Below are 24,921 nucleotides of genomic sequence, written 5' to 3' on the forward strand. Positions count from 1 at the left end.
CCTGAGAAATGCCTTCCAGAAAATAATCTTTAAAATACACAAATTCATATGTCATATAACGATGATTTGTGATAAAATTTGATAATGCTCTACAACTTGGCTGTTCTGTGCCAAGCATAACAATGAAGTTCCTAATTCCTTGCTACTGCTAATGTTGCGTAGTAAGGGATTTCTATTTTGGCCAAATTGTTTCTTTATTCTAAATAATTTAAACATTCTAAGGCTTATGAATAGAAGAGTGAATGAGACTTCATTAAATTAAATTGCTAAGGAAGGTGTTAGATATGTCCAAACAACAGGATGAACAGAATGAATTCAAGCCTTACGTCCCAGCATCCAAAAACCCGCCTGAATTCACTTGGGTTGCGATGGTCGTTGGCGGCGTGATGGCGATTGTATTTGGTGCAGCGAATGCTTACTTAGGACTGGTCGTGGGTATGACGGTTTCGGCTTCGATTCCGGCTGCGGTTATTTCTATGGCTGTGCTTAGAATTATTATGAAACGAACATCGATTCTGGAAAATAATATTGTCCAGACGATTACATCGACGGGAGAATCGCTGGCTGCAGGGATTATTTTCACACTGCCTGCACTCTTTATCTGGGAATTGCAGCCGAGCCTGATAACGATTGCGATTATTGCCTTGGCCGGCGGTATTCTGGGTGTTGTGCTCATGATTCCTCTGCGGCGTGCGTTGATTGTCAAGGAACATGGGACGTTGCCTTACCCGGAAGGTACAGCTTGTGCTGAAGTGCTTGAAGCTGGTGAAGAAGGCGGTAAAGGTGCCACGCTTGTTTTGGGTGGTCTTGGCATAGGTGCGATTTTCAAAATGCTGACGGATGCGGTAAAAGCTTTCCCGTCATCGATTGAATGGGAAATCTATAAATTTAAAAATGCCGCGATCGGTATGGATACCATGCCTGCTATGCTTGGTGTTGGCTATATTATCGGTCCCAAAATTGCAGGCACGATGTTTGCCGGTGGTGTTCTCGGGTGGATCGGAATCATTCCTTTAATCAGTTTTATCGGGGATGTTGCGTCGACACCGATTTATCCAGGTGAAATACCAATTTCTGAGATGGGCTTCCACGATATATGGGATAATTACCTTCGTTATATCGGTGCCGGTGCGGTTGCATTTGGCGGCATTATGGGATTGATTAAAGCATTGCCGACTATTTTCTCCTCATTCATGGGTTCAATTAGAGGTTTTTCATCAGCAGGCGATACAACGGATTTGCGTACTGACCGGGATATTCCAATCACACTGATTGTTATCCTGACGATCGTTTTTATAGGCATCTTAATGTTTTATCCAACCATCGATATTGGGCTGCTTGGGGCACTTTTATTATTTGTATTTGGTTTCTTCTTTGTAACCGTATCTTCCCGGATCGTTGGGGTTGTCGGCAGTTCGTCCAATCCTGTCTCCGGAATGACGATTGGTGCTTTGATTTTCATTTCTCTGGTGCTGTCGGCAGTAGGCCACACGGGTGACAAAGGTGCGGTCATGGCGATTATCATTGGTTCCGTTGTCTGTGTTGCTGCCGCCATAGCGGGAGATACGTCACAGGATTTAAAAACAGGCTATATTGTCGGCGGAACACCTAAGTGGCAGCAAATCGCCCAGTTATATGGTGTTTTCATTGCCAGTATCGTGATTGGCGGTATTCTGGTGCTGCTGAATAACGCTTATGGCTTTGGATCCGAGGAGCTGCCGGCGCCACAGGCTGTTCTCATGTCCATGATCGTTGACGGCATTATGAACGGTGATTTGCCTTGGAATCTGATCTTTATCGGGGCGGCAGCTTCTGCAGCTGTTGAATTATTCGGCATTGGGTCATTGCCATTTGCTGTTGGACTTTATTTGCCAATTCACACGACCGCGCCGATTATGCTTGGCGGCTTAATTAATGGCATCGTAAAACGCCGCTCGAAAAGTAATGAGGAATACGAAGAGAAGAATGAACGCGGTATTCTGCTTGCGTCCGGCTATATTGCTGGTGAGGCACTGATGGGTGTATTTGTCGCTTTAGCCGTCACGGCTGGTGTAGGCTTCCCTGATGGAACAATCTTTGGTCCGTTTGTGTCACTGGTTGCCATTATGGCTGTGGCCTGGTTCCTGCTGCATATAGCGAATAAGCATCCGTCCAAATTAAAATAGCGAATCTGATTCATACTGTCATATAGCATAAAAGACGTGTACCCGCTCAACTGGGTACACGTCTTTTAATAGTCATGTTATTTAACTTCCTGCAAAATATCTTCCACTTTTTTAGTGGTATAGCCACTGCCGCCTTTATCCTGGACATCTTCAACCATCATGGCAATTAAAATATCCTGGTCATCTTCCGGATAGCCAACAAACCAGCCATTTTCCTTGCCATTTTTGTCATCAGCAAGTTTTAATTCAGCTGTTCCCGTTTTACCGGCAATTGAAAAATTGTTGTTTTGTGCTGCCTTGCCCGTGCCTGCAGGTGAATTGACCACATCGTGCAGGGCATCTGTAATCAAATTGGCTTCGTCACCAGTGATGACTTGTTTTTGCCATACTTGGCCGCTTTTGGCATCTTTCTTAATCGATGGCTCCAGCATGTTGCCATCATTTAAAAATGATGTGTACATCAAAGCGAGATGCAGCGAACTGACTTCGATTTCGCCTTGTCCATAGCTTGTATTTGCCAGCTGGACTTCATCATCAATGTTTCCATTGGAAGAAACAGAGGATGCTTCAATTGGGTAGTCAAACGGCAGTTCTTTTCCGAAGCTAAATTGCTTCAAGCCTTTGACAAGTGCATCACTGCCCATTTTCACGCCTTTTTTCGCAAAATAAATGTTATTTGAACGGATGAGGGCATCGCTGACATCAATGGGGCCATCCGGTTCACCGATCGTGTGCACCTTATAGTCTCCCCAGCCTTCACCATTGCTCCAGTTACGGCCATTAATTGTCATGCCTTCACCGGGTTTAATACTGCCATTATCCAGTCCGATAGCAGCCGTTATGGGCTTAATGGATGAACCGGGTGCATATGTGGATGAAAAACGATTGAGCAGCGGTTTTTGCGGATCATTTTTTAAAGAATCATAGTTTGACTGGGAGATCCCATACAGAAAATCATCTGGGACAAAGCCCGGACTGCTCACAAGTGCCAGCGTTTCACCTGTTTTAGGCTGAATGGCTGCTGCGGTGCCGCTGTCATCAGCGTCATAGGCATTGTAGATGGTCTCTTGTACATCGGCGTCAATTGTTGTCTCGATGTTCTTACCATTCTCCACGTCTTTTTTGGCAATAACAGTCTCTCCGCCATTGTCATCGACAGCTGTGATAGCGGCGCCGCTTTTGCCTTTCAGCTGGTCTTCAAATAAGGACTCCAAGCCGCGCTTTCCGACCATATCACCGGTACTGTATTTATCACTGTCCAGATCTTCTAAATCGTCTGCTGTTGCCTGACTGATGTAGCCGGTTAAGTGTGAAGCGGCCTTTCCGAGCGGATAGACACGGCCTGTGACTTCACGTGTTGTAACACCCGCCAGTTTGGTTAATTGATTAACTTTGGATTCCTGCGTTTTTGGGAATTTTTTCAAGGGAACGAACATGTTCGGTTCGACCCAGTCCTGATTTAGTTTGTCTTCAATCGCTTCTGCTGACATGTCCGTTTCGCCGGCGATTTTGTCTGCAGCTTGTTCTGGTTTTTTCTGCAAATCCTCTGGAACGATACCTGCTTCATGAACTTTGTCATTAATGGCCAGCGGCATGCGATTGCGGTCGAGGATTTCACCCCGTTTTGGTTCTGTTGTCTCTAAATGGATCTTGCCGCCATTCTGAATTTCCGGAAAGATAAATCCGGGATCCCAGTTGACAAACCAGTTTGCGTCATCATCTTCCGCCTGATCATCCTGTTCTTGAGTGAGTGTGGCATTATAATCAAACGTGATCGGACCGGCAATTGACGTCATCTTGACATGGAAAGGGAACGTTGCCTTGCCTTTATCCATCGCCGTATCCAGCTGATCATCGGAGGGTTTGTCATATGTAACCTCTAGGTCACTTATGTTGAGATCGTCATAGATGTTTTTGTACCGGCCGGTGACTTTTTCAGACGGATAATTTTCAGCTGAATCAGCGCTGTGCATGTCATACATGGCAGAGAATTCATCATTATTCCAGTGGTCGATGTATTGATCAAAGCGTTCCTGTGGTGTGGTTTCATCGTTTGAACAAGCAGAAAGTACGCACACGAGCAGTAACGGCAATAATACGGTAAGTTTTTTCATACAACCCCCTCAATCTTTTGTATGATTTTATATTATTATAGCATGCTTGACAGGCAAAAAGCATGTTACGGCCTCTGCTATTGAGTATGAATAAACATGCATATAAACGTTCGTCCCTTTAAGTTATTCTAAATATAGAATTATTCGATTTTTTATGGTAAAATTTCTTTGGAAAGAAGGTGTGGACTGTGATCGGTGCGAAGATAAGACAGATGCGTCAAGCAAGAGGGATGTCACTTTCTGAACTGGCTGAGGAGGCAAGTGTGGCTAAGTCCTATTTAAGCGCAATAGAACGTAATCTGCAGACTAATCCATCTATCCTTTTCGTGGAAAAGATTAGTATGGTGCTGGATGTATCAGTTGATATACTCATCCGGAAAGACGCAAACATTGACTCTCAACCGCTGGATAGCGAATGGCTCCAGATTTTTCGGGACGCCAGGGACTCCGGTGTGCCCAAAGAGCGTTTGGAAGAGTGCCTCGCGTTTTATAAATGGCGTGACCAGCAGTCTTAGTGCAGCATCGTGATACGCAGCTTCCGTATTATATATTCAGCTAATATGCAGGCTCATATTGAAAGATGACTGCATAGACTATTAAAAATGATAATAAAAGCAACTAGCAATTAAATACTGGATTGACAAAAAGGCGGTATGAGAATGGCAGATCAAGAGCAGTATAAAAACTTAATGCAAAAAATGATTCAGGAAACGGAAAATCACCGGATTCAATCGGCAGAGGAAATGATCCAAAAGCTTGTCAGCGAATTATCAGGAAAAACAACCTGGCACCCGGACCATTAACACAAAATTTCAAATGCACTGGCAGTGCTGTGATAGTTAAAATAGACATAGCATTTAATGGTATGCTACGTTAATATGAGAAAACGAAAAGGGATGAGCAGATTGAGTCAAACGACTTACATTAAAAATGCAGTTATTTTCACTGAAAACGATGAACCTCAAAAGGGATGTTTATTGATTGAAGATTCCCTCATCAAAGCCGTACATACGGAAGAACAGCCGCCACCTGATGCAGCTGTCATTGATGCTGGAGGACTGAATCTGATTCCGGGTTTTATTGACGGTCATATTCATGGTGCTGCCGGAGCCGATGTGATGGATGCCACAGAGCAGGCATTGGATACGATGGCTGGCGTGCTTCCCAGGGAGGGGACAACCAGTTTTTTGGCGACGACGATTACACAGTCACCGGAGCAGACCAGCCAAGCTCTGGAAAATGTTTCCCATTACACATCTAAGCAAGGCCGCGCGGAAATGCTTGGTGTCCATTTGGAAGGCCCTTTTATTGATACAAGCAAAAAAGGCGCGCAGCCGGAAGCTTATATTATGGAGCCGTCCATCAACCAATTCGATGAATGGCAGACGCTTTCCGGCAACCGGATTAAAACAATCACGATGGCTCCCGAGCATGATACCACCGGCGAATTTATCTCGTATTTGGCCAATTCCGGTGTAAATGTGTCGGCTGGGCATACAGCGGCCGGTTTTGACGCTATTAAACAAGCCGTGTCACATGGACTTCGGCAGATGACGCATCTGTGCAATGCCATGAACGGCATTCACCACCGTGATATTGGCGCTGTCGGAGCTGCCTTTCAACTGGAAACATTAAGGGCGGAGCTGATTGCTGATGGCATTCATGTATCACCGGAAATGCTGGAGCTGATTTATTATAATGTCGGCAGTGACCGGTTAATTCTTATCACAGATGCCATGCGGGCTAAATGCTTGCAGCCAGGAGGTTATGAATTGGGAGGCCAGCCTGTCCAGGTAACAGAAGATCGGGCTGAGCTGGAAAACGGTTCGCTGGCAGGCAGTATTTTGAAAATGATCGAAGGGGCCAGACAAATGCTGCAATTGCCGGAAACGTCTATTTCGAGCATTGTAACGATGGCCTCAGAAAATCCTGCCAAACAGCTTAATGTATTTGACCGAAAAGGCAGTATCGAGCCGGGTAAAGATGCCGACTTGTTATTAGTCGATGACAATTTGCAAATTCACTATACGATATGCCGTGGTGACATTGCGGACTAGGAGGGATGACGGAATGGAAATTATCCGTGCGAACAATTATGATGAATTGAGTGCAAAAGCTTGCGAACTGGTTTTGCAGCAGGTGCAGACTGCTCGTAATTCTGTTGTGGGGCTTGCAACTGGCTCAACACCGGAGGGCCTTTATCAAAAACTGATTGAAGCGTATCAGAATGGGCAAGTGTCGTTTAAAGATCTTACAACATTTAACCTTGACGAATATGCCGGCCTGCGCGGAGATGATCCGAATAGTTACCGTTATTACATGAATGATAAACTGTTTAATCATATTGACTTGCCGCAGAACCAAGCATTTTTGCCCAATGGCAATGCAGCTGACTTGGCTAAAGAATGCCGGGACTATGACAAACAGATTCGTGATGCGGGTTATATTGATTTACAGATTTTGGGTTTAGGACTAAATGGCCATATTGGGTTTAATGAACCGGGAACACCATTTGACAGCCGGACACACGTTGTCGAATTGGATGATACAACCCGGGAAGCAAATGCACGTTTTTTCCCATCAAAAGATGATGTTCCGCATCAGGCGCTTACAATGGGCATTGGTACGATTATGGAAAGCAGCCAGATTGTACTCCTGGCATCGGGTGAGAAAAAAGCTGATGCTGTCAGCAAGCTTGTTCATGGTGAGTTAACGGAAGCTATTCCATCATCGATCTTGCAGAAACATCAACACGTTACCATTATCGGTGACGAAGAGGCACTGTCGAGGATTTAAGACAGTGCCTTCTCTTTTAGCATGGGGTTTCAGGGAACGGGCATCAGTCTAGACATCGATTTCAACATAGGCTGTTCCTTTCTCTGCAAACGCGGCCCGATCATGGGTGATCTCAACGATCCATTCCCGAAAGATGTCTTCCTCACCGTCAGGCACGTACACAATGAACGCAACTGTGTCGAGGTAATGAATATTTTCTAAGATATAATCCGAGTTGCGCAGGGCATTTTCAACTTTGCCCAGCAAGGCATAATTGACGGTAATCGAAAAGCCTTTCATAAGCCGGCGTTCGACAACTCCCGCTGTTTGAATGGCCTCCGATGTGGTGCTGCTGTAAGCACGAATTAAACCGCCCGCTCCGAGCTTAATCCCACCGAAATACCGGGTCACAACCACCGCTGTATCTTTTAAATCCTTTTTTTTCAGAACCTCAAGGATCGGGATTCCAGCTGTTCCGCTAGGCTCGCCGTTATCGTTAGCCTTTTGGATCTGATTGTGCTCACCGATCATGTAAGCTGAGCAATTATGGGTGGCGTCATGATGTTTCTTCTTAATTTGCTGCACAAAAGCCTGTGCATCGTCTTCTGTTTCCACACGTTTGACATAACCGATGAACTGGGACTTTTGGATTACAATTTCTGCAGTATCTTCTTTTTTGACAGTATAATAGTTAGATAGCATCTTGCGTTTTACCTCCTATGGCGTATTATACTAGAAACAGGCCAGGACTAAAATTGCAGACTGATATAACTCGGGGGACGAGATATCTGGTTCCATTGCAGCTCTTTTTGCGGATGTGCAGGACTTGTCAATAATTGTCTCATCCCCGGGTTAAGTCCGATTAATTATAACATAGACTGGTGTGAATGGTATGGCACGGAAACCGGAAGAAAAGACTCTGGATAATATTATTGAAGACATGATAAACGTCACGCAAAACAGTAAAGATGAAATTTTTGATATTAGTGAAGAAGCCCTGGCCGAATATGAGAAGCTGCAGAAAGAACTTGAGGAAATACGAGAAAGTGTAAAAACGCATATAACCAATGGCGATGAACTGGAAACGAAAGTTCAGTACGCCAGGCAGCGATTAGCTGAAGTGAGCAAACAGTTTAATCAGCACTCGGAAGAGGAGATACGCAGTGCTTATGAACAGACACATAAATTGCAAACGCAGCTTGCTGTCGAGCGTCAGGAAGAAAAAGTGCTGCGTGAAAAGCGGGACGAGCTTGAGCGGCGTCTGAAATCACTCGATAAAACGCTGAAACGCTCGGAAGACCTGGCCAGCAAAATCTCCGTTATTTTCACGTACCTGACGGATGACTTTCAACAGGTTAACGAGATGATTGAAGATGCGAAAGAAAAGCAGGAATTTGGTCTGAAGATCATTGAGTCACAGGAAGATGAACGGCGAAAAATATCCCGTGAAATCCATGACGGACCTGCCCAGATGCTTGCTAATATTCTGCTTCGTTCAGAGCTTGTCGACCGGACATTCCGGCAGGGGACTGTAGAAGAGGCCGTTTCCGAAATGAAAAGTGTTCGAAAAATGATTCGTTCCTCTTTGCAGGAAGTTCGGCGCATCATTTATGATCTCCGGCCAATGGCTTTAGATGATTTAGGTCTCGTGCCAACCATTCAAAAATTTGTGGCTACGACAGCTGAGTATTATAACCTTGATATTAGATTTAACCTGGTTGGACAAGAAGAACGGATCCACCATAAATATGAAATTGCGTTTTTTCGGTTAATGCAGGAAGCCCTTCAGAATGCGATCAGCCATGCTGAGGCATCTTCCATACTAGTGAAACTGGAGATGAGCGACAATCGAATTGTCATGGTTATCAAGGATGATGGAAAAGGATTTGACCAGTCTGTTAAACGGGATAAATCGTTTGGGTTAATGGGTATGCGCGAACGTGTGGAAATGCTGGATGGTTCTTTAACCATCAATTCAGAGATCGGAAAGGGAACGACCGTTCTCATTAAAGTGCCGTATCCCAAATCTTATGATCAATCAGCTCCTGAATAACAGACTTGGTTTAAGCAAGGGGTGTAAAGAGACATTCGTAATGCCTTGAAAATATGGGAGGAACATAGATGACTGAGAATACAACCAAAATTGTTTTAATAGATGACCATAAACTATTCCGCGAAGGTGTCAGACGTATTCTTGATTTTGAACCGTCATTTGAAGTTGTAGCTGAAGGGGATGATGGTGACGGCGCCAGTGACGTGGTCAGAACGTATAAACCTGACGTCGTTTTAATGGATATTAATATGCCGAAAATGAATGGCGTCCAAGCGACAGCTGATCTTGCGCGTCAGTTCCCTGATACGTCTATTATTATCCTCTCCATTCATGACGATGAGAATTACGTAACAAGAGCCCTGAAGACAGGTGCACAGGGTTATTTGCTGAAAGAAATGGACTCAGATGCCTTGATTGAAGCGATTAAAATTGTCAGGGAGGGCGGATCCTATCTGCACCCAAAAATTACACATAACCTGATTGAAGAATACCGCCGTCTGGCCTCCGGTGCCTCCAGTGATCCGTCACTCAGAGATGAAAACGGTATTTATGAGTATAAGCCTCTTCATTTACTCACGCGCCGGGAATGTGAAGTGCTGCAGCTTCTGACTGATGGCAAGAGCAACCGTGCTGTTGCTGAAGGTTTATATATCAGTGAAAAAACGGTCAAAAATCATGTGAGCAGCATTTTACAAAAAATGAATGTCAGTGATCGTACCCAGGCGGTTGTTACCGCTATCCGCAAAGGCTGGGTTAATGTGTCCGAATCGTGAAAAATGGCCCATCCGGAGAAACTAACTGATATGTTTTATGAGAGCATATTTAACGTGCAATTATCTCCTGGACAAGATAAAATGAACAGGAATCATTTACGTGAGGAGAAGGTTTGTAATGACTACTGCTGTTATGACTGATAGCACAGCGTATATCCCTGCAGAACTCATTGACCAATATAATATTCATGTTGTGCCGCTCAGTGTTGTATTTGGCAGCACGTCTTACCGTGAAGGAATAGATATAACCACTGAGGAATTCTACCAAAAAGTTAACGAAGTCAATGAGCTGCCCACAACATCACAGCCCTCTCTGGGGATGCTGACGGCTAAGTTAGAGGCGCTTTCCCATGATTACGATGCGGTGATCTCAATTCATTTATCCAGCGGCATAAGCGGAACATATCAGGCTGTTGCCACTGCTGGTGAAAGTGTGGATGGCATTGACGTGTATCCCTACGATTCCGAATTGAGTTGTATGGGGCAGGGTTTTTTTGTTTTGGAAGCAGCCGAAATGGTTCAGGAAGAGAAGGCGCCTGAAGCTATCATAGAACGTCTGAATGCCGTCGATCAGTCGATACGGGCCTATTTCATGGTTGATGACTTAAGTCATTTGCAGCGCGGCGGACGTTTGAATGGCGCGCAGGCAATCCTGGGCAGTATGCTGCAGGTAAAGCCCATTTTACATTTTGTCGACAAACAGATCGTTCCATTTGAAAAAATCCGCACACGCAAAAAAGCGTTAAACCGGATTATGCAAATGCTGCGGGATGATGCCGCGCAAGGAGATGAGCTCCGAGTTGTGTTTATTCATGCCAACAACGAGACAGGTGCGGCTGAACTGAAAACTTCCTTTGAAGCGGATTATCCTGGCACGGATACCATGATCAGTTACTTCGGTCCTGTTATTGGGACACACCTCGGTGAAGGCGCACTTGGCGTCTGCTGGTATAAGAAGTAACGCTAAGCGGTCAAACGGGGAGCCGGCGACCCCCGCCGGTTTCCCCATCCACTGCTACTTATATACAGGAGCGTGATGTTATGGACATTGAGGAACTTAGTCAGCGTTACGCCGGAAAATTTTTGCTGCGAAGTGAAATCCCCCTGGAACCCTCTTTATTCGAACGTCTTCTTACTGACCATTTTTTCACAGTCAAACCGTCAATCCGAAAAACATGGCTGCATTATGAATGCCAGCGCTGCGGCAACCGGAAACGTTCACTATTCGGGCATATCCCTGCACAGAGGTCTCTGCCAGCGCAGGTTTATTGCCGGAAGTGCATTGAAATGGGCAGGGTGATAGACAGGTCGCCTCTTTATGAGTGGACAGGGCCGGATTACGAGTGGCCGCTCTATTCTAATCCCTGCACATGGGACGGGGCATTAACGGCGGTACAAGAGGATGCGGCCCAGCGTATCGTCCAGGCGATCAGAAACCATGAGCAAGAACTGTTGACCTGGGCAGTCTGCGGTGCCGGAAAGACAGAGATGCTTTACCCGGGGATTACCGAGTCGTTGAAACAAGGCAAACGGATATGTATTGCGACACCAAGGGCAGATGTGGTGCGCGAATTGCTGCCGCGCCTGCGCAGTGCCTTTTCGGGTGTTACTTGTCAAGGCCTGTACGGCGGCAGTCCGGAAAAAGAAGGATCCGCCCAGATGATGGTTGCCACAACACATCAGCTGCTGCGTTACAAACATGCTTTTGATGTGATGATTATTGATGAAGTTGATGCCTTTCCTTATACACACGATCCAACACTTGCTTTTGCGGCTCACCGCGCCAGAAGAGAGAAGGGCACGCTGATTTATTTAACGGCAACGCCTGCTGCGGATGATCAGGTCCGGATGTCCTTGGGAAAACTCCCGCATGTATTTGTCCCCAAACGTTTTCATAATCACCCGCTTCCGGTCCCGATTTTGCGTATGATCCCCAGATTGAAGAAGGATTTGGCGGAGGCACGTCTGCCTGAGTCCTTTATCAAATGGCTGATGAATCGGAAAAACCGGGAACGGCAGGTTCTTATATTTGTTAACTCTATTAAACTGGCTGAGGTTCTGACGAATCGGCTTGCTGCTAACCTGGTGCAGTCTACGATCAAAGCTGTCCATGCATCTGATGCGAATCGCGAAGAAAACGTTCAGCAGTTCCGGGATAAGCGATTGGATATACTTGTTACCACCACAATTCTGGAGCGTGGTGTCACCTTCCCATCTATTGATGTAGCTATATTGGATGCCGGCAGTGCGGTTTTCGGCGAACAAGCTCTGGTACAGATTGCCGGAAGAGCCGGGAGAAGTCCGCATGATCCGACAGGAGAAGTTGTCTTTTTCCATGACGGGAAGACTGATGCCATGATTGAGGCTGTAAAAGCTATTCAAAAAATGAACAAAAGAGGAGGATTCCTCTAACATGCATTGTCTCTGGTGTGATGCCGCTATTATCCCGTCTGTCAGCTGGGAAACATTAATTTTTCTATCTGAACCATCAGAGCTCTGCCCATCCTGTGAAGAGACTCTGGCCTTTTTGCAGGGCGAACGCTGCAGTAAATGCAGCCGGCTGAGCAAAACGGATCCCTGTCCGGATTGCCGGGAATGGGACAAAGGAGTGAACGCAGAGGACCCTCTCGTATGGAATCATTCCGTTTTCACGTATAATGAAGCCATGAAAGCGATGATGGCACGCTGGAAATACCGTGGGGATTATTGTCTTGGCCGGGCGTTTCGCAAATATTACCGGCAGGAATTTGGCGAAACTTTTTCGTTCCTTCCCAAGGAAACGTCCGTTGTTCCGATACCATTGAGTGACGAGCGGCTGCAGGAGCGGGGATTTAATCAGGCAGAAATGCTGGCCTCGTTTGTGCCGCTTGCAACACGTGATATACTAACACGAACGCATCGTGATAAGCAGGCTAAAAAAACACGTCAGGAACGTCTTGAAGCAGATAATCCATTTAATTTAACAGAACGTATTGAAAATCCGGTCATTCTTGCCGATGATATCTATACAACTGGAACAACTTTAAGAAATGCCGCTTCTGTTCTGAAAAAACAAGGCTGTCCAGCTGTATATGCGTATACACTTATTCGAGGATGACGTCAGAATATGGTAGAATGGCAGAAAAAAAGGAGAGAGAGTCAGTGGCTGAATTAGCGAATTGTACACGTTGTGGAACTGTGTTTGTGCGAACACAGCGTGATGTGTGCCAGTCATGTTACCAGGAAGAAGAGAATGCGTTTCAGACCGTTTATCAGTTTTTGCGTAAACGGGAAAACCGGGAAGCGACCATGCAGGAAATCGAAGAAGCAACAGGCGTCGAAGAAGCACTGATTACAAAGTTTGTTAAGGAAGGGCGTTTGCGTCCATCAGATTTTCCTAAATTGGCTTATCCATGTGAACGCTGTGGAGCCGGTATTGTCAATGGAAAATTATGCAGTGACTGTTCGGAGGCGTTAAAAAGCGATCTGCAACGGCATGAAAGCCAGAAAGGACAGGGTCTGGACGGGAAGAATAGCCCGAACAGGGTTTTTTATACATCCAGTCAGACTAAAAAATAAATGCTCAGACTTTAATCTAATACGTGAAAAGCCGATATAAATTTAGCCTGTACTGTAAGCTGATGATAAGAGGTGAGTCTTGTGAGAATATATGGCCCCGATCATACAAACTTCAATCCATATAAACAACAAATGCAAAAACCAACCAGAGATATGAAAGAAGCGCAGAAAGAAGATCAGCTGCGTATATCCAGTCAGGCGCAAGAAATGCTGGAAAATGATAAAACTTTTGACAGCCGTGAAGCATACGTTCAAAAAATTAAAGCAGCTGTCGACAACGGAGATTATCAGATTGACCATGCGAAGACCGCCCGCAAAATGATCGACTTTTGGTCCGGGAAGTCCTGAATGTCCCCTGATCTTAAATAGATAGCTAAAAAGGCGGGTGAAAATATTCCGCATGCAGTTAAAAGGAGGATGTAAGCATGTCTGTTCAGCCCATAATACAGGCATTGGAAAAACTGGTAAAACTGCATGAAGGCCTTCTTGAGACAGCAAGGCAAAAGACAGAAATTATTAAAGCCGATTCTGTGAATGAACTGCAGAAATTGCTTATAAGCGAACATAAATATGTCCAGGCACTGGAGCAGGCTGAAATAAATCGTCAAAAGGCTGTGGATGCATGGCTCGAAGCTGAAGGCTTCAATTGGCAGGAGCCGACGATTACAGCGATTTTAAATGCTTTAACGGATGAGCATATGGCCCAGGAACTTGAAAATACCGCTACTAAATTGACCCAGACGATAACATCATTGAAACAACAGGAGGAGCTGAATCAGGATTTGCTCCGTCAATCGATGCAATTTGTAGAATTGTCACTTGATACAATCAGTCCATCGTTGCGCCAGATGAACTATGGCAGACAGCAGCCATCCCGTACGTCTGAGCGGTCTGTCTTTGATTCGAGAATTTAGGCGTCAACTAATGAAGGGGGTAAACGAATGAGTACTTTTGATGGATTGGAAATGGCTAAACAAGCTTTGTTTGCGCAGCAATCAGCCCTTTATACAACCAGTCATAATATCTCAAATGCAAATACAGACGGCTACACGCGTCAGAGGGTAAATTTTGAAACGTCCACGTCATTTCCGCCGTCTTCGCGCAATGGTCCGGAGATTGCCGGCCAACGAGGAACGGGCGTGGAAACCGGGTCTATACAGCGCGTCCGCAACCAATTTCTGGACAATCAATACAGAACGGAAAACAGCTCATCGGGTTATTGGGGCGCGAAGTCTGATGCTCTTGAGCGGGTGGAGAATGTGATGAATGAACCGTCGGATACGGGTTTATCCGCCGTGATGGATGATTTCTGGAAATCACTGGAGGATGTGTCCACTAACCCGGACGATTCCGGCGCCCGGTCGGTTGCAGCACAAAGAGGGCAAGCCGTGGCGGAAACATTTAATTTTCTGTCCGATTCGCTAAACACGATTAAAGAAGATTTGAACACGCAAATTGGTGATAAGGTGAATGAGGTTAACTCTATCGCAAGTCAGATTGATACGATTAATGATCAGGTTAAAAAAGCCGAAGCTAATGGTCAGCTCCCTAATGATCTGTATGATAAACGTGACAACTTAATCGATGATTTATCTGGAATAGTGGATATTCAGGTGGAATACGAGGGAAGCAGTGAAGGAGCCCCGAAGATGGCTGACGGGCTGGCGAAAATCAATCTTGTCAATAATGATGAAACAGTACTGGTTAAGGGCAAAACAAATGATGACCAAGGCTTTAATGAAATCAGCGAAACCCCGGGTGAAGATGGTGATATTAGCATCAAAGAATTTACGAATTCAGAAGGTGACATTATTATTCCTGTGCAAAAGGCGAGTCCTAATGCGCCAACAGGTTCCTTGAAAGGATTAGTCGAGTCATCCAAGTATGTTGAGGATGATATGCTGGGGGATTTGGACGACCTGGCCAATACATTTGCTAGTGCCTTTAATGAAGTCCACAAAGACGGTGTGAATTTGAAGGGGCAACAGGGAACTGATAAATTCTTCAAAGATGAATCCGACAAAAAAATAACTGCAGGCAGCATTACGATTAATGAAAGTATTGTGAACAGTCCCGATAAGATAGCAGCCGCAGAAAGTAATAATGCTGGGGATGGGGATAATGCCCAGGACCTGGCGGATATATTTGACACCTCACAAAAAGATCTGGATGATGATTCCATTAACGGTTTCTATCAATCAATGATTGGTGAAATGGGGGTTACGGCGCAGGAAGCTAATAACAAGGCGGATAATACTGAAACCCTCCGTTCGCAGGTAGAAACACAGAGACAGTCTGTCGGTTCGGTATCGCTGGATGAAGAAATGGCGAACATGGTCGAATTTCAGCACGCCTATAATGCTGCCGCCAGAAGCATGACAGCCGTTGATGAAATGCTCGACCGGGTTATTAATAATATGGGATTAGTAGGAAGGTAGGCTGATATTATGCGAATTACTCAAAGTATGCTTTCCAGCAACATGCTTAAAAATTTGTCCAACAGTTATGCCAGCATGGATAAGTATTTGAATCAGCTGTCGACTGGCAAGAAAATTAATCGCCCCTCTGATGATCCGGCCATTGCCAGCAAGGGCATCGATTATCGCTCACAGGTTACGGAAGTTAAACAATTTCAGCGGAATATAGGCGAAGTCCATACATGGATGGATAATTCTGATGCCGCACTCGATAAAACGACAAAGGCACTGCAAAAAATGCGGGAACTGGCGGTGCAGGCAAGCAATGATACATACGGTGCAGACGAACGGGAAAATGTCAAAGAGGAAGTGGAACAACTAAAAGAACACCTCACTGACATTGCCAATACAAAAGTGAATGGCAACTATATATTTAACGGGACAAACACGGGTGAAAAACCGACTGATAGTGACTACCCGGATAAATCGGATGTGAACATAGAGGTTGCCAATGGCACCAAGCTCAAGGCAAACGTTGATGGGTCTAAAATCTTTAATGAAGATTTGTTCGATGATGTAAAAGGTTTTATTAAAGATTTGAATAACAATGATCAGGAAGCAATTGAAGAAAGCATCGATAATCTGGATGGCCAAATTAATAATGTGATTAACGAACGGGCAGACCTGGGGGCACGCATGAACCGGCTTGATCTGGTGGAAAATCGTCTGAATGAACAGGAAACAACAGCTAAGAAAACCATGTCTGACAATGAAGATGTCGACTTTGAAGAAGTGATTACGAACCTGAAAAGTCAGGAAAGTGTTCACCGGGCAGCCTTATCAGCGGGCGGACGCGTTATTCAGCCGACCCTGCTTGATTTCTTGCGTTAATGACTGAATCCGGTCTGTTTGTTACGATACCAGATTCACTTTCAGATATTCTGATAAGGTGACAAAAAGGATGAAACGCTATGCATTTGCCACAAATTCGCATGACATCACAAATGGCTCAAATACAGGTGCAGCAAACGTCTGCGCGGCAGGAAATCCGCCAGCCGGAAGCTGAGATGTCCATTCAGCAGCCCCGCGCTGATATTTCGATGAACACAAGACCATCAAAATTGACGATTGATCAAACAGAAGCATGGGCCGATATGGGGCTGATGCCGATTTCCGAACGTGTCAAAAAACATGCGGAAGATGGTCAGCAGGGTGTTATGGAAGGAATTGCACGCCGAGCGAGGCAGGGAACGGAAATGATGAAAATTGAAAAGGGTGGGGACCCACTTGTCTCCCAGGCGGCGGCAAATGCCTATGAACCGTATCAGCCGCTTGGTATGACGTTCATCCCTTCACGGTTTGCTGTAAAAACGAACTATGAGCCATCTGAGCTTCAAATCAATGTTAATGTGAACAAACCCGTTATTAATAATCAGCCGCAGGAGCCTGACTATACCTATAAGCCAGGGGATGTGACAACAAGCATGCGACAGCAGCCGGATTTACAAATTGATTTTGCTCATATTGATTCAGATTTTTCTTAAGAGAAGGTGAGTATTGTGAACCTGCAGACGAAATACCTTGGCGAAATTGACGTGGATCAGGATAAGATGCTGCATTTTCCCTCAGGTCTGCCGGGATTTATCGACGAAAAGCAATTTGCGCTGCTCGAAATGCCGGGGAATCCGGTTTTTCAAGTTCTGCAATCAGTTAAAACGCCTGACATTGCCTTTATCGTGGTAAGTCCCTATCAGTTTTATCAGGACTATGTCATCGATTTAGACGATCGTTCAGCGATAAGTCTGGATATCAGCCATGCATCTGACGTGATCGTTCTGACAATTGTAACGGTTAAAGAGCCGCTTGAGGCCAGCACACTTAATTTGAAAGCACCTATTATCATCAATTCACAAAACAATAAGGGTGAGCAATACATATTAACGACAGATGCTTATCCGTCTCAAGCAGCTATCATGGCTTCTAACTCCACAACGGTGAAAGGGGAATAGCCATGCTTGTTTTAACACGAAAACAAAATGAATCGATTCAAATTAACGACACGATTGAAATTAAGGTTCTCGGTCTCGAGGGTGATCAGGTCAAGCTGGGGATTTCCGCACCTGAATCCGTCAGTATAAATCGAAAAGAAGTTTATCTGGACATTCAAAAACAGAATAGCGAGGCTGCCAATTTACCTGCGGATATTTTAGATGTATTGCAGCAGGAAGATAAATAAATAGCAAAAACCTTTAATAATGTAAGGTTCTGGCCGATATTAATATTAACGATTAATAAATGATTCAATGAAACCAGTTCGGACAAATCTGGAATTTGAGTTACATGACAAGCTGGACGAATACTTTGTCAAAGTTGTTGACCAGGATACAGACGACGTTATCAGGGAAATACCCCCGGAGAAAATGCTTGACAAGCATGCCGCTATGGCGGAATTCATGGGTCTTTTAGTAGATGAAAAAATTTAAGCTTTTGGTAAATGTATGTTGAAAGGAGTTGTGAATAATGCAGATTAGCGGTCTGGTATCGGGCATGGATATTGATGGTATGGTTGATAAACTGATGAAGGCTGAACGTATGCCACTAAAAAAAATGAACCAGAATCAGACGACGATGGATTGGAAACGGGATGCCTTTCGTGACGTGAACAAAACGTTAACGGAACTTGATGGTAAGATGCATAATATGAAATCGAACGACACTTACAATGCAAAGTCAATTAGTTCATCACAGGAGAGCGCCGTCACAGCAACAGGATCAACAAGTGCCCAGCAAGGCGCCTATAATATTAAAGTGGAAGAATTGGCTACAAAGGCGACCAGGATGAGCACTAAAGCCATAGACGAAAGTTCAGAGGACGGACAAGAACTTGAAAGCGGAGTCAATGGTATAAAAGATATTTCCGGGGATACTGTGCTGCGTGGTGAAAACAATGACATTAAGGAGGTCGAATTTACAACATTCAACGAAAAAGGTGAAAGAACTGGTAATGAAGCTGGTGGTGAAACTGATAAAAATCCGTCGTATGTCTACAAAATTGGTGATGGTGACACACTCGATGACGTCCTGACGAAGATAACCAACGATGACAACCATGTCCGTGCTTTTTTTGACGATAATTCCAAAAAAGTAATTATGGAAGCAGACCGGACTGGAAAGTATAACCCGGATGATAAGGGCAATGAAATTAAATTTATTGACGGCAATACCAGCAGCAATGAGTTTCTCAAAGCCCTCCATTTAGATGGGGCAGAAAAAGGCGGGAAGGATGCCGAGTTCCAGTATAATGATAATACGATGAATTCACATGAAAATTCGTATGATCTCGGTGGCGTCACATTTAATTTTCATGATACAACGACTGGTAATGGCGCGAATGTTACCGTGGTCAATGATGTGGAAAAATCATTTGATACGATCATGGATTTTGTCGACAAATATAATGACGTTGTTGAAAAGCTGGACGGGGCACAGAAGGAAGAAAAGTTCCGGGACTACCCCCCATTAACCGATGAACAGAAAAAGGAAATGTCAGAGCACGAGATCGAGCTGTGGGAGGATAAGGCAAAAAGCGGAATACTCCATGGCGAATCGGTTATTTCCCAGGGTCTGACGTCGATGCGCGGCAGCTGGTATGCCAATGAAGATACCGGCGGTGCTTACAATACGATTACGGAAATTGGCATTTCAACCACCAAGAACTATATGGATGGCGGGAAGCTGGAGGTTGACGGACAAGAGCTTAAAGAAGCCTTGGCTAAGGACCCTGACAGTGTATCCAAAGTGTTTTCCAATTCGTCGGGAGGAGAGGATGGGAACGGTGTGATTGACCGTCTTCAAGGTGCACTTGATTCGACCATAGGTCAAATCGAACACCGTGCAGGTAAAGCGACGGATACCCCTGACAACTACAGCATTGGCAAACGGATGAAAGATCTCAATCAGCAGATAGATGATTTTGAAGATCGCATGACACGGGTAGAAAAACGCTATCGGAGTCAATTCACGCAAATGGAGCAAGCGATTCAGCGGATGAATCAGCAGTCCTCCATGCTGTCGCAGAAGTTTGGTGGTGGAGGCGGAAATGCGATGATGTAGTCATCGTTTTCACCAAATATAACTCAAATGTCAGTCGCTTAAAAGGAGTGTTTCAGAGTGCCGAAACAAAAGCCTTATCAGACGTATCAGAATAATGCTGTCAACACAGCATCGAGCGGGGAACTTACACTTATGCTATATAACGGCTGTATCAAATTTATTAAGCAGGCCGAGAAGCATATGGAACAAAACAACATCGAAGCTAAGAACACCAGTATTCAAAAGGCGCAGAATATTATCAGAGAACTGATGGTCACACTGGATCCCAATGTAACGTTATCACAGCAATTTATGCCGCTGTACGAGTACATTCTGCATCAGCTCAAAGAAGGAAATATCCAGAATGATCCGGCTTACCTGGAAGAGGCATTAGCTTATGTCAAAGATTTTCGTGACACGTGGAAACAGGTTATTAAGCAATCACGACAGACCCGCTATGCTCAAGGAGAACGTGTATAATGGAAAAGGTACAGGAACTGCTGGCCTTAACACAGCAAATGGAAAAGTTGCTTGATGGGGATATCTATGCTGAAAATCGTGACGACGTTATGGCAAATGTTCAGGACTTGCTGGAAAAAAGGGACAAGCTGCTGCATCAGATTGAGCCCCCTTTTGCCGATGACGAGTCCGACATGGGCCAGCAGGTTATCGAGATCAATCATCGCGTTGAGCGAAAAATGAATGAGCAGTTTGCAGAATTGAAACAGGTAATGAAACAGGTGAAACAACAAAAAAAATCAAATCGTTCCTATATTAATCCCTATGCCCAGGTGAAAACGGCCGATGGCATGTATATGGACAGTCGCAACTAACCAACTGACAGCGCTGGAGAACCAGCGTTGTTTTTATGCAGAGTATCTTCTGAAAAGTTTTTTGCATTTTATTCTATTTTTTCTAAAAATATGCGTGTTTAAAGATGAAAAATACGTGGTAATGTAGTATAATAAATCCACAAGGATGAAAGGAGGACATGTTGTATGAAGTACAATATCCGTGGTAAAAATATTGAGGTGACCGATGCGATCCGTGACTATGTGGAAAGAAAAATCGGAAAACTCGACAAATATTTTGATACACCACCATCATCCGATGTCAATGTGAATTTAAGTGTTTATAGTGATGAACAAGAAATTGAAGTGACTATTCCCATGACCAATTTAGTGCTGAGAGCTGAGGAAAGGCATTCTGATTTATATGCAGCTATTGATCTGGTTGTGGAAAAATTGGAACGTCAAATCCGCAAGTACAAAACAAAAGTGAACCGTAAATTTAGACAGGAAGGTGCCGCAAAACATATTTTTGCAGAACTTGAAAAAGAAGCTGAGGCTGAGAAGGAACAGGAATCCGATGATATTGAGATTGTTCGTAAAAAACAATTTGATTTAAAACCGATGGATTCCGAAGAGGCTGTCCTGCAAATGGATATGCTCGGACATGGATTCTATGTTTTCACCAATGCTGTTTCTGGTGATACGAACGTTGTATATCGCCGGAAGGATGGCAAGTTCGGGTTGATTGAGCCTACCGCCTGACCCTTGAATCAAGTACTCAGACAGATGCGTGTTTTATAGCGCGGCCTTACGAAAACATATTTTGAAGACGATCCTTGAATTTAAAGGATCGTCTTTTTAGTGTTCCAACTTAAAATTTAGTGCGTGGAAAAAGTCCTTGATATCACTGCCTAGACTGGATTTAGGGTGGATTTGTCGAAAACTGTCGTACAGTTTACCAAATTCTACTTTTGGTAGCTTAGAAAGGAATAAATTGTCCTGTTTCATGCGTTTAATTGTCGATTATTGTAGTTTTTATGGTAAAAACGTGTCGACTGAATGGCAAAATCGAAAAATGGCAACTGGCTTTTCTTTTTGTTTCTATGGTATAAAAGACTTAGCCAATCGAAAAAGGGAGTGCTTATGTGAAGAAGATGACGCATGACGAATTAGTTAAACAAGTGAGACAGCACGAAGAAGTTATAACACAGTTATTAGAAATCGTTGCTGTAACGAACCGTCGCTTGTCAGAGCTGGAAAGGCGGCAGACTGACCAATACTTGTTGACATAAGCCCTCCTCCACCCTTATGTCCACCTCGCACCATGTGCCTCTCGCTCAGAGAAAAAGCAGCCCACCCCCTGGGCTGCTTTTTCTTTTGTCTCAAACAGCAGGGCTCGCCGGCTGTCACAGACGCTCAGGCAAGCTTCAATCAGTTGTCATACCATTCGAGATACGTTATTATATTGATGGTACCTTATTGAACGATGTCAATGATAACTAATTGATTGAACTTTGCCGCTGTACACTTGGGCAAAGTACTATTTTATAATGTGACAACGAATGATTGAAACGTTTGAACATACGGTAAAGACATTAATATTTACTGTAGGATGAGACAGCTCTTAAGTTTTGAAATCAGATGAGGAGCGTTTGATATGGCAGGATTACTAACAAAAATCTTTGGCGACGGCACTAAACGGCAGTTAAATAAGCTACAGCGGAAGGTTGACCAGATCGAAACGCTGGAGTCTGAAATGGAACAACTGACGGATGATGATTTCAGCAGTAAAACCGACGAATTTAAACAGCGTTATGCAGACGGTGAATCACTTGATGACTTGCTTCCCGAAGCATTCGCCCTTGTTCGTGAAAGTTCAAAACGTGTTTTGGGCATGCGGCCCTTTCCTGTTCAGTTGATAGGTGCCATTGCCTTGCATGAGGGAAATATTGCCGAAATGAAGACAGGGGAAGGTAAGACCCTTGCTTCAACAATGCCTGCGTATTTGAATGCCTTAACCGGAAAAGGCGTTCATATTATCACGGTCAATGATTATCTGGCTGATCGTGATGCCAAAGACATGGGTGTGTTATACAATTTTCTTGGTCTGACAGTAGGCATGAATGGCAATGGTATGTCCAAAGAAGAGAAGCGGGAAGCCTATGCCTGTGATATCACCTACGGAACGAATAATGAATTTGGGTTTGATTACTTGCGCGATAATATGGTGCTGTACAAAGAACAGATGGTCCAGCGCTCACTGCATTATGCGATCGTTGACGAGGTTGACTCCATTCTGATTGATGAGGCACGGACGCCGCTGATCATATCCGGTTCAGCACAGAAGTCGGCATCAATGTATCAGCAGGCAAATGCTTTTGTCCGAGTACTTAGCCAGGAAACGGATTATACGTTTGATGAGCAGACAAAAGGTGTTCAGATGACAGAAGAAGGCATCAATAAGGCGGAGCGTTATTTTAATATTGATAATTTATTTGATTTGGATCATGTGACATTGACCCACCATATTAATCAGGCTTTAAAAGCCCATGTAGCCATGCAGCGTGATACTGATTATGTTGTCCAGGAAGGTGAGATCATCATTGTAGACCAATTTACCGGCCGGCTTATGAAAGGACGCCGCTACAGTGATGGGCTTCATCAGGCTATCGAGGCTAAGGAAGGTCTGCAGATTCAAAATGAAAGCATGACACTTGCTTCGCTGACATTCCAGAACTTTTTCCGGATGTACGATAAATTAGCCGGTATGACCGGTACTGCCAAAACGGAAGAAGAGGAATTCCGCAACATTTATAATATGGATGTTATTGCCATCCCGACGAACGAGCCTATTATTCGTGATGATAAGGCAGACATGATTTATAAGACGATGAACGGAAAATTCCAGGCCGTTGCCGATGAAATTCAGCGCCGTCATGAGATTGGACAGCCTGTACTGGTCGGCACGGTAGCTGTTGAAACATCCGAATTAATCTCTAAGCTGCTGAACAAGGCCGGGGTTCCCCACAACGTGCTGAACGCTAAGAATCACTACCGGGAAGCAGAGATTATTGAAAATGCGGGACAAAAAGGCGCTGTAACAATTGCCACAAACATGGCTGGGCGCGGAACGGACATCAAGCTTGGCGAAGGTGTGGTAGAATTAGGCGGTCTGGTTGTTATTGGCACTGAACGGCATGAGTCCCGCCGGATCGACAATCAGCTGCGCGGACGTTCAGGCCGCCAGGGTGATCCTGGTGTAACACAGTTTTATTTGTCAATGGAAGATGAACTGATGCGGCGTTTTGGGTCGGAAAATTTGAGTTCCATGATGGAAAAGATGGGTATGGATGATACACAGCCTATTCAAAGCAAGATGGTTTCAAGGGCTGTGGAATCCGCTCAAAGACGCGTAGAAGGCAATAACTTCGACGCCCGCAAAACAGTGCTTTCCTATGATGATATTCTGAGACAGCAGCGTGATATTATTTATAAACAGCGCTATGATGTCATTGAAGCAGGTGACAATTTGCGCGGCATTGTTAAAGACATGATTCAATCTGCTCTGGAACGCGTTGTCAGTACGAATACGCAGGATGAAATTGACGAAAACTGGAACCTGGATTCTATTGTCGAATATGCACATCGAAACTTGCTGCACTCGGAAGACCTATCAGTGGATGACCTTAAAGGAAAAGACCCGGACGAAATCACTGAACTGATTATGGAAAAAGTGAATGGCCGGTATGATGAAAAAGAGCAGGAACTAACATCTGAGCAAATGCGCGAGTTTGAAAAAGTCATTGTTTTGCGCACTGTGGATACGAAGTGGATGGATCACATCGACCAGATGGAGCAATTGCGTCAGGGAATCCATTTGCGTGCTTATGGGCAGAACGATCCATTACAGGAATATCAGGCAGAAGGCTTCGAGATGTTTGAGGAAATGGTTGCCAACATCGAGGACGAGGTGGCCAGATATGTTATGAAAGCTGAGATCCGGGATAATCTGCAGCGGGAACAAGTGGCTCAAAATACACAGGCTGTATCAGGCGGACAGGATCAGAGTGAAACGAAAAAACCCCGGAAACCGTATGTGAAGACTGAAACGGTCGGGCGGAATGATCCTTGCCCTTGCGGCAGCGGTAAAAAATATAAAAACTGCCATGGCGCCTAGATGCGC

General features: G+C 44.7%; 27 protein-coding genes. 25 read left to right on the forward strand and 2 right to left on the reverse strand.

What is annotated here, in order from left to right; all coding sequences use genetic code 11:
• The first annotated feature begins 284 nt into the window (after positions 1-284).
• Positions 285-2,165, forward strand: coding sequence for an OPT family oligopeptide transporter (locus ACZ444_RS05205; RefSeq protein ID WP_382360026.1), 1,881 nt, complete (start codon positions 285-287; stop codon positions 2,163-2,165).
• A 77-nt stretch (positions 2,166-2,242) separates the two neighbouring features.
• On the opposite strand, the gene ACZ444_RS05210 is transcribed toward ACZ444_RS05205, so the two are convergent.
• Positions 2,243-4,279, reverse strand: coding sequence for a penicillin-binding transpeptidase domain-containing protein (locus tag ACZ444_RS05210; protein ID WP_382360029.1), 2,037 nt, complete (start codon positions 4,277-4,279; stop codon positions 2,243-2,245).
• Between the two features lie 188 nt (positions 4,280-4,467).
• On the opposite strand from ACZ444_RS05210, the gene ACZ444_RS05215 reads away from it, so the two are divergent.
• The 4 genes from ACZ444_RS05215 (at position 4,468) to nagB (ending at position 7,075) form a co-directional block, all read left to right on the forward strand.
• Positions 4,468-4,794, forward strand: coding sequence for a helix-turn-helix domain-containing protein (locus ACZ444_RS05215; RefSeq protein WP_382360032.1), 327 nt, complete (start codon positions 4,468-4,470; stop codon positions 4,792-4,794).
• Positions 4,795-4,938: 144 nt separating this feature from the next.
• Entirely contained in the window at positions 4,939-5,082 is a 144-nt protein-coding gene (locus ACZ444_RS05220) for a hypothetical protein (protein ID WP_382360035.1), read from the forward strand.
• Positions 5,083-5,175: 93 nt separating this feature from the next.
• Complete coding sequence (gene nagA / locus ACZ444_RS05225) at positions 5,176-6,336, forward strand: N-acetylglucosamine-6-phosphate deacetylase (protein ID WP_464433608.1); 1,161 nt, start codon at positions 5,176-5,178, stop codon at positions 6,334-6,336.
• A gap of 13 nt (positions 6,337-6,349) precedes the next feature.
• A complete protein-coding gene (gene nagB / locus ACZ444_RS05230) occupies positions 6,350-7,075 on the forward strand; it encodes a glucosamine-6-phosphate deaminase (RefSeq protein WP_382360041.1) in 726 nt (241 codons plus the stop codon).
• Positions 7,076-7,123: 48 nt separating this feature from the next.
• Here the strand turns inward: nagB and ACZ444_RS05235 are convergent, their stop codons facing one another.
• On the reverse strand, positions 7,124-7,756 hold the full coding sequence (locus ACZ444_RS05235) for a YigZ family protein (RefSeq protein ID WP_382360044.1): 633 nt from the start codon (positions 7,754-7,756) through the stop codon (positions 7,124-7,126).
• Between the two features lie 190 nt (positions 7,757-7,946).
• Here ACZ444_RS05235 and ACZ444_RS05240 point away from each other — a divergent pair, with 190 nt between their 5' ends.
• The 20 genes from ACZ444_RS05240 to secA all read left to right on the forward strand — a co-directional run bounded on the left by ACZ444_RS05240 (position 7,947) and on the right by secA (position 24,915).
• Positions 7,947-9,107: a sensor histidine kinase gene (locus ACZ444_RS05240; protein WP_382360047.1), complete on the forward strand. Its 1,161-nt coding sequence runs from the start codon at positions 7,947-7,949 to the stop codon at positions 9,105-9,107.
• Positions 9,108-9,175: 68 nt separating this feature from the next.
• Positions 9,176-9,880 (forward strand): response regulator transcription factor, encoded by a 705-nt coding sequence (locus ACZ444_RS05245; protein WP_382360050.1) that lies wholly within the window; start codon positions 9,176-9,178, stop codon positions 9,878-9,880.
• A 118-nt stretch (positions 9,881-9,998) separates the two neighbouring features.
• Positions 9,999-10,841 (forward strand): DegV family protein, encoded by an 843-nt coding sequence (locus tag ACZ444_RS05250; RefSeq protein WP_382360053.1) that lies wholly within the window; start codon positions 9,999-10,001, stop codon positions 10,839-10,841.
• 80 nt (positions 10,842-10,921) lie between these two features.
• Positions 10,922-12,292: an ATP-dependent helicase ComFA gene (locus ACZ444_RS05255; RefSeq protein ID WP_382360056.1), complete on the forward strand. Its 1,371-nt coding sequence runs from the start codon at positions 10,922-10,924 to the stop codon at positions 12,290-12,292.
• A 1-nt stretch (position 12,293) separates the two neighbouring features.
• Complete coding sequence (locus ACZ444_RS05260) at positions 12,294-12,977, forward strand: ComF family protein (protein ID WP_382360059.1); 684 nt, start codon at positions 12,294-12,296, stop codon at positions 12,975-12,977.
• 44 nt (positions 12,978-13,021) lie between these two features.
• A complete protein-coding gene (locus ACZ444_RS05265; protein WP_382360062.1) occupies positions 13,022-13,438 on the forward strand; it encodes a TIGR03826 family flagellar region protein in 417 nt (138 codons plus the stop codon).
• An 81-nt stretch (positions 13,439-13,519) separates the two neighbouring features.
• Complete coding sequence (gene flgM / locus ACZ444_RS05270) at positions 13,520-13,786, forward strand: flagellar biosynthesis anti-sigma factor FlgM (RefSeq protein WP_382360065.1); 267 nt, start codon at positions 13,520-13,522, stop codon at positions 13,784-13,786.
• Positions 13,787-13,863: 77 nt separating this feature from the next.
• Positions 13,864-14,352: a flagellar protein FlgN gene (locus ACZ444_RS05275; RefSeq protein ID WP_382360067.1), complete on the forward strand. Its 489-nt coding sequence runs from the start codon at positions 13,864-13,866 to the stop codon at positions 14,350-14,352.
• A gap of 27 nt (positions 14,353-14,379) precedes the next feature.
• A complete protein-coding gene (gene flgK / locus ACZ444_RS05280) occupies positions 14,380-15,876 on the forward strand; it encodes a flagellar hook-associated protein FlgK (protein WP_382360070.1) in 1,497 nt (498 codons plus the stop codon).
• 9 nt (positions 15,877-15,885) lie between these two features.
• Positions 15,886-16,746, forward strand: a complete 861-nt coding sequence (gene flgL / locus ACZ444_RS05285; protein ID WP_382360073.1) for a flagellar hook-associated protein FlgL — start codon at positions 15,886-15,888, stop codon at positions 16,744-16,746.
• Positions 16,747-16,826: 80 nt separating this feature from the next.
• Positions 16,827-17,399 (forward strand): DUF6470 family protein, encoded by a 573-nt coding sequence (locus ACZ444_RS05290; RefSeq protein ID WP_382360076.1) that lies wholly within the window; start codon positions 16,827-16,829, stop codon positions 17,397-17,399.
• A gap of 15 nt (positions 17,400-17,414) precedes the next feature.
• Complete coding sequence (gene fliW / locus ACZ444_RS05295; protein ID WP_464433619.1) at positions 17,415-17,864, forward strand: flagellar assembly protein FliW; 450 nt, start codon at positions 17,415-17,417, stop codon at positions 17,862-17,864.
• 2 nt (positions 17,865-17,866) lie between these two features.
• Positions 17,867-18,091, forward strand: coding sequence for a carbon storage regulator CsrA (gene csrA / locus ACZ444_RS05300; protein ID WP_382360082.1), 225 nt, complete (start codon positions 17,867-17,869; stop codon positions 18,089-18,091).
• 67 nt (positions 18,092-18,158) lie between these two features.
• The gene (locus ACZ444_RS05305; RefSeq protein ID WP_382360085.1) at positions 18,159-18,338 is read left to right on the forward strand and encodes a flagellar protein FlaG; all 180 of its coding nucleotides are present in this window, start codon (positions 18,159-18,161) and stop codon (positions 18,336-18,338) included.
• Between the two features lie 37 nt (positions 18,339-18,375).
• Positions 18,376-19,968, forward strand: a complete 1,593-nt coding sequence (fliD, locus tag ACZ444_RS05310) for a flagellar filament capping protein FliD (protein WP_382360092.1) — start codon at positions 18,376-18,378, stop codon at positions 19,966-19,968.
• Between the two features lie 57 nt (positions 19,969-20,025).
• The gene (fliS, locus tag ACZ444_RS05315) at positions 20,026-20,427 is read left to right on the forward strand and encodes a flagellar export chaperone FliS (protein WP_382360095.1); all 402 of its coding nucleotides are present in this window, start codon (positions 20,026-20,028) and stop codon (positions 20,425-20,427) included.
• Positions 20,427-20,780 (forward strand): flagellar protein FliT, encoded by a 354-nt coding sequence (fliT, locus tag ACZ444_RS05320; protein WP_382360098.1) that lies wholly within the window; start codon positions 20,427-20,429, stop codon positions 20,778-20,780. Before fliS ends, fliT begins: the two co-directional genes overlap by 1 nt.
• Positions 20,781-20,945: 165 nt before the next feature.
• Entirely contained in the window at positions 20,946-21,500 is a 555-nt protein-coding gene (gene hpf / locus ACZ444_RS05325) for a ribosome hibernation-promoting factor, HPF/YfiA family (protein ID WP_382360101.1), read from the forward strand.
• Positions 21,501-21,883: 383 nt separating this feature from the next.
• The gene (locus ACZ444_RS05330) at positions 21,884-22,030 is read left to right on the forward strand and encodes a hypothetical protein (RefSeq protein ID WP_382360104.1); all 147 of its coding nucleotides are present in this window, start codon (positions 21,884-21,886) and stop codon (positions 22,028-22,030) included.
• 365 nt (positions 22,031-22,395) lie between these two features.
• Entirely contained in the window at positions 22,396-24,915 is a 2,520-nt protein-coding gene (secA, locus tag ACZ444_RS05335; protein ID WP_382360107.1) for a preprotein translocase subunit SecA, read from the forward strand.
• The last annotated feature ends 6 nt before the right edge of the window (positions 24,916-24,921 follow it).

The organism is Lentibacillus kimchii (assembly GCF_055381965.1).

Coding starts and splice junctions, on each gene's coding strand:
- nagA (WP_464433608.1), top strand. CDS start 5,176: ATGAGCAGATTGAGTCAAACGACTTACATTAAAAATGCAGTTATTTTC.
- fliT (WP_382360098.1), top strand. CDS start 20,427: ATGGAAAAGGTACAGGAACTGCTGGCCTTAACACAGCAAATGGAAAAG.
- ACZ444_RS05275 (WP_382360067.1), top strand. CDS start 13,864: ATGTCTGTTCAGCCCATAATACAGGCATTGGAAAAACTGGTAAAACTG.
- ACZ444_RS05210 (WP_382360029.1), bottom strand. CDS start 4,279: ATGAAAAAACTTACCGTATTATTGCCGTTACTGCTCGTGTGCGTACTT.
- ACZ444_RS05305 (WP_382360085.1), top strand. CDS start 18,159: ATGAAACCAGTTCGGACAAATCTGGAATTTGAGTTACATGACAAGCTG.
- ACZ444_RS05235 (WP_382360044.1), bottom strand. CDS start 7,756: ATGCTATCTAACTATTATACTGTCAAAAAAGAAGATACTGCAGAAATT.
- ACZ444_RS05220 (WP_382360035.1), top strand. CDS start 4,939: ATGGCAGATCAAGAGCAGTATAAAAACTTAATGCAAAAAATGATTCAG.
- ACZ444_RS05240 (WP_382360047.1), top strand. CDS start 7,947: ATGGCACGGAAACCGGAAGAAAAGACTCTGGATAATATTATTGAAGAC.
- hpf (WP_382360101.1), top strand. CDS start 20,946: ATGAAGTACAATATCCGTGGTAAAAATATTGAGGTGACCGATGCGATC.
- ACZ444_RS05205 (WP_382360026.1), top strand. CDS start 285: ATGTCCAAACAACAGGATGAACAGAATGAATTCAAGCCTTACGTCCCA.
- ACZ444_RS05250 (WP_382360053.1), top strand. CDS start 9,999: ATGACTACTGCTGTTATGACTGATAGCACAGCGTATATCCCTGCAGAA.
- ACZ444_RS05245 (WP_382360050.1), top strand. CDS start 9,176: ATGACTGAGAATACAACCAAAATTGTTTTAATAGATGACCATAAACTA.
- ACZ444_RS05255 (WP_382360056.1), top strand. CDS start 10,922: ATGGACATTGAGGAACTTAGTCAGCGTTACGCCGGAAAATTTTTGCTG.
- flgL (WP_382360073.1), top strand. CDS start 15,886: ATGCGAATTACTCAAAGTATGCTTTCCAGCAACATGCTTAAAAATTTG.
- fliD (WP_382360092.1), top strand. CDS start 18,376: ATGCAGATTAGCGGTCTGGTATCGGGCATGGATATTGATGGTATGGTT.
- flgK (WP_382360070.1), top strand. CDS start 14,380: ATGAGTACTTTTGATGGATTGGAAATGGCTAAACAAGCTTTGTTTGCG.
- csrA (WP_382360082.1), top strand. CDS start 17,867: ATGCTTGTTTTAACACGAAAACAAAATGAATCGATTCAAATTAACGAC.
- secA (WP_382360107.1), top strand. CDS start 22,396: ATGGCAGGATTACTAACAAAAATCTTTGGCGACGGCACTAAACGGCAG.
- ACZ444_RS05290 (WP_382360076.1), top strand. CDS start 16,827: ATGCATTTGCCACAAATTCGCATGACATCACAAATGGCTCAAATACAG.
- nagB (WP_382360041.1), top strand. CDS start 6,350: ATGGAAATTATCCGTGCGAACAATTATGATGAATTGAGTGCAAAAGCT.
- ACZ444_RS05260 (WP_382360059.1), top strand. CDS start 12,294: ATGCATTGTCTCTGGTGTGATGCCGCTATTATCCCGTCTGTCAGCTGG.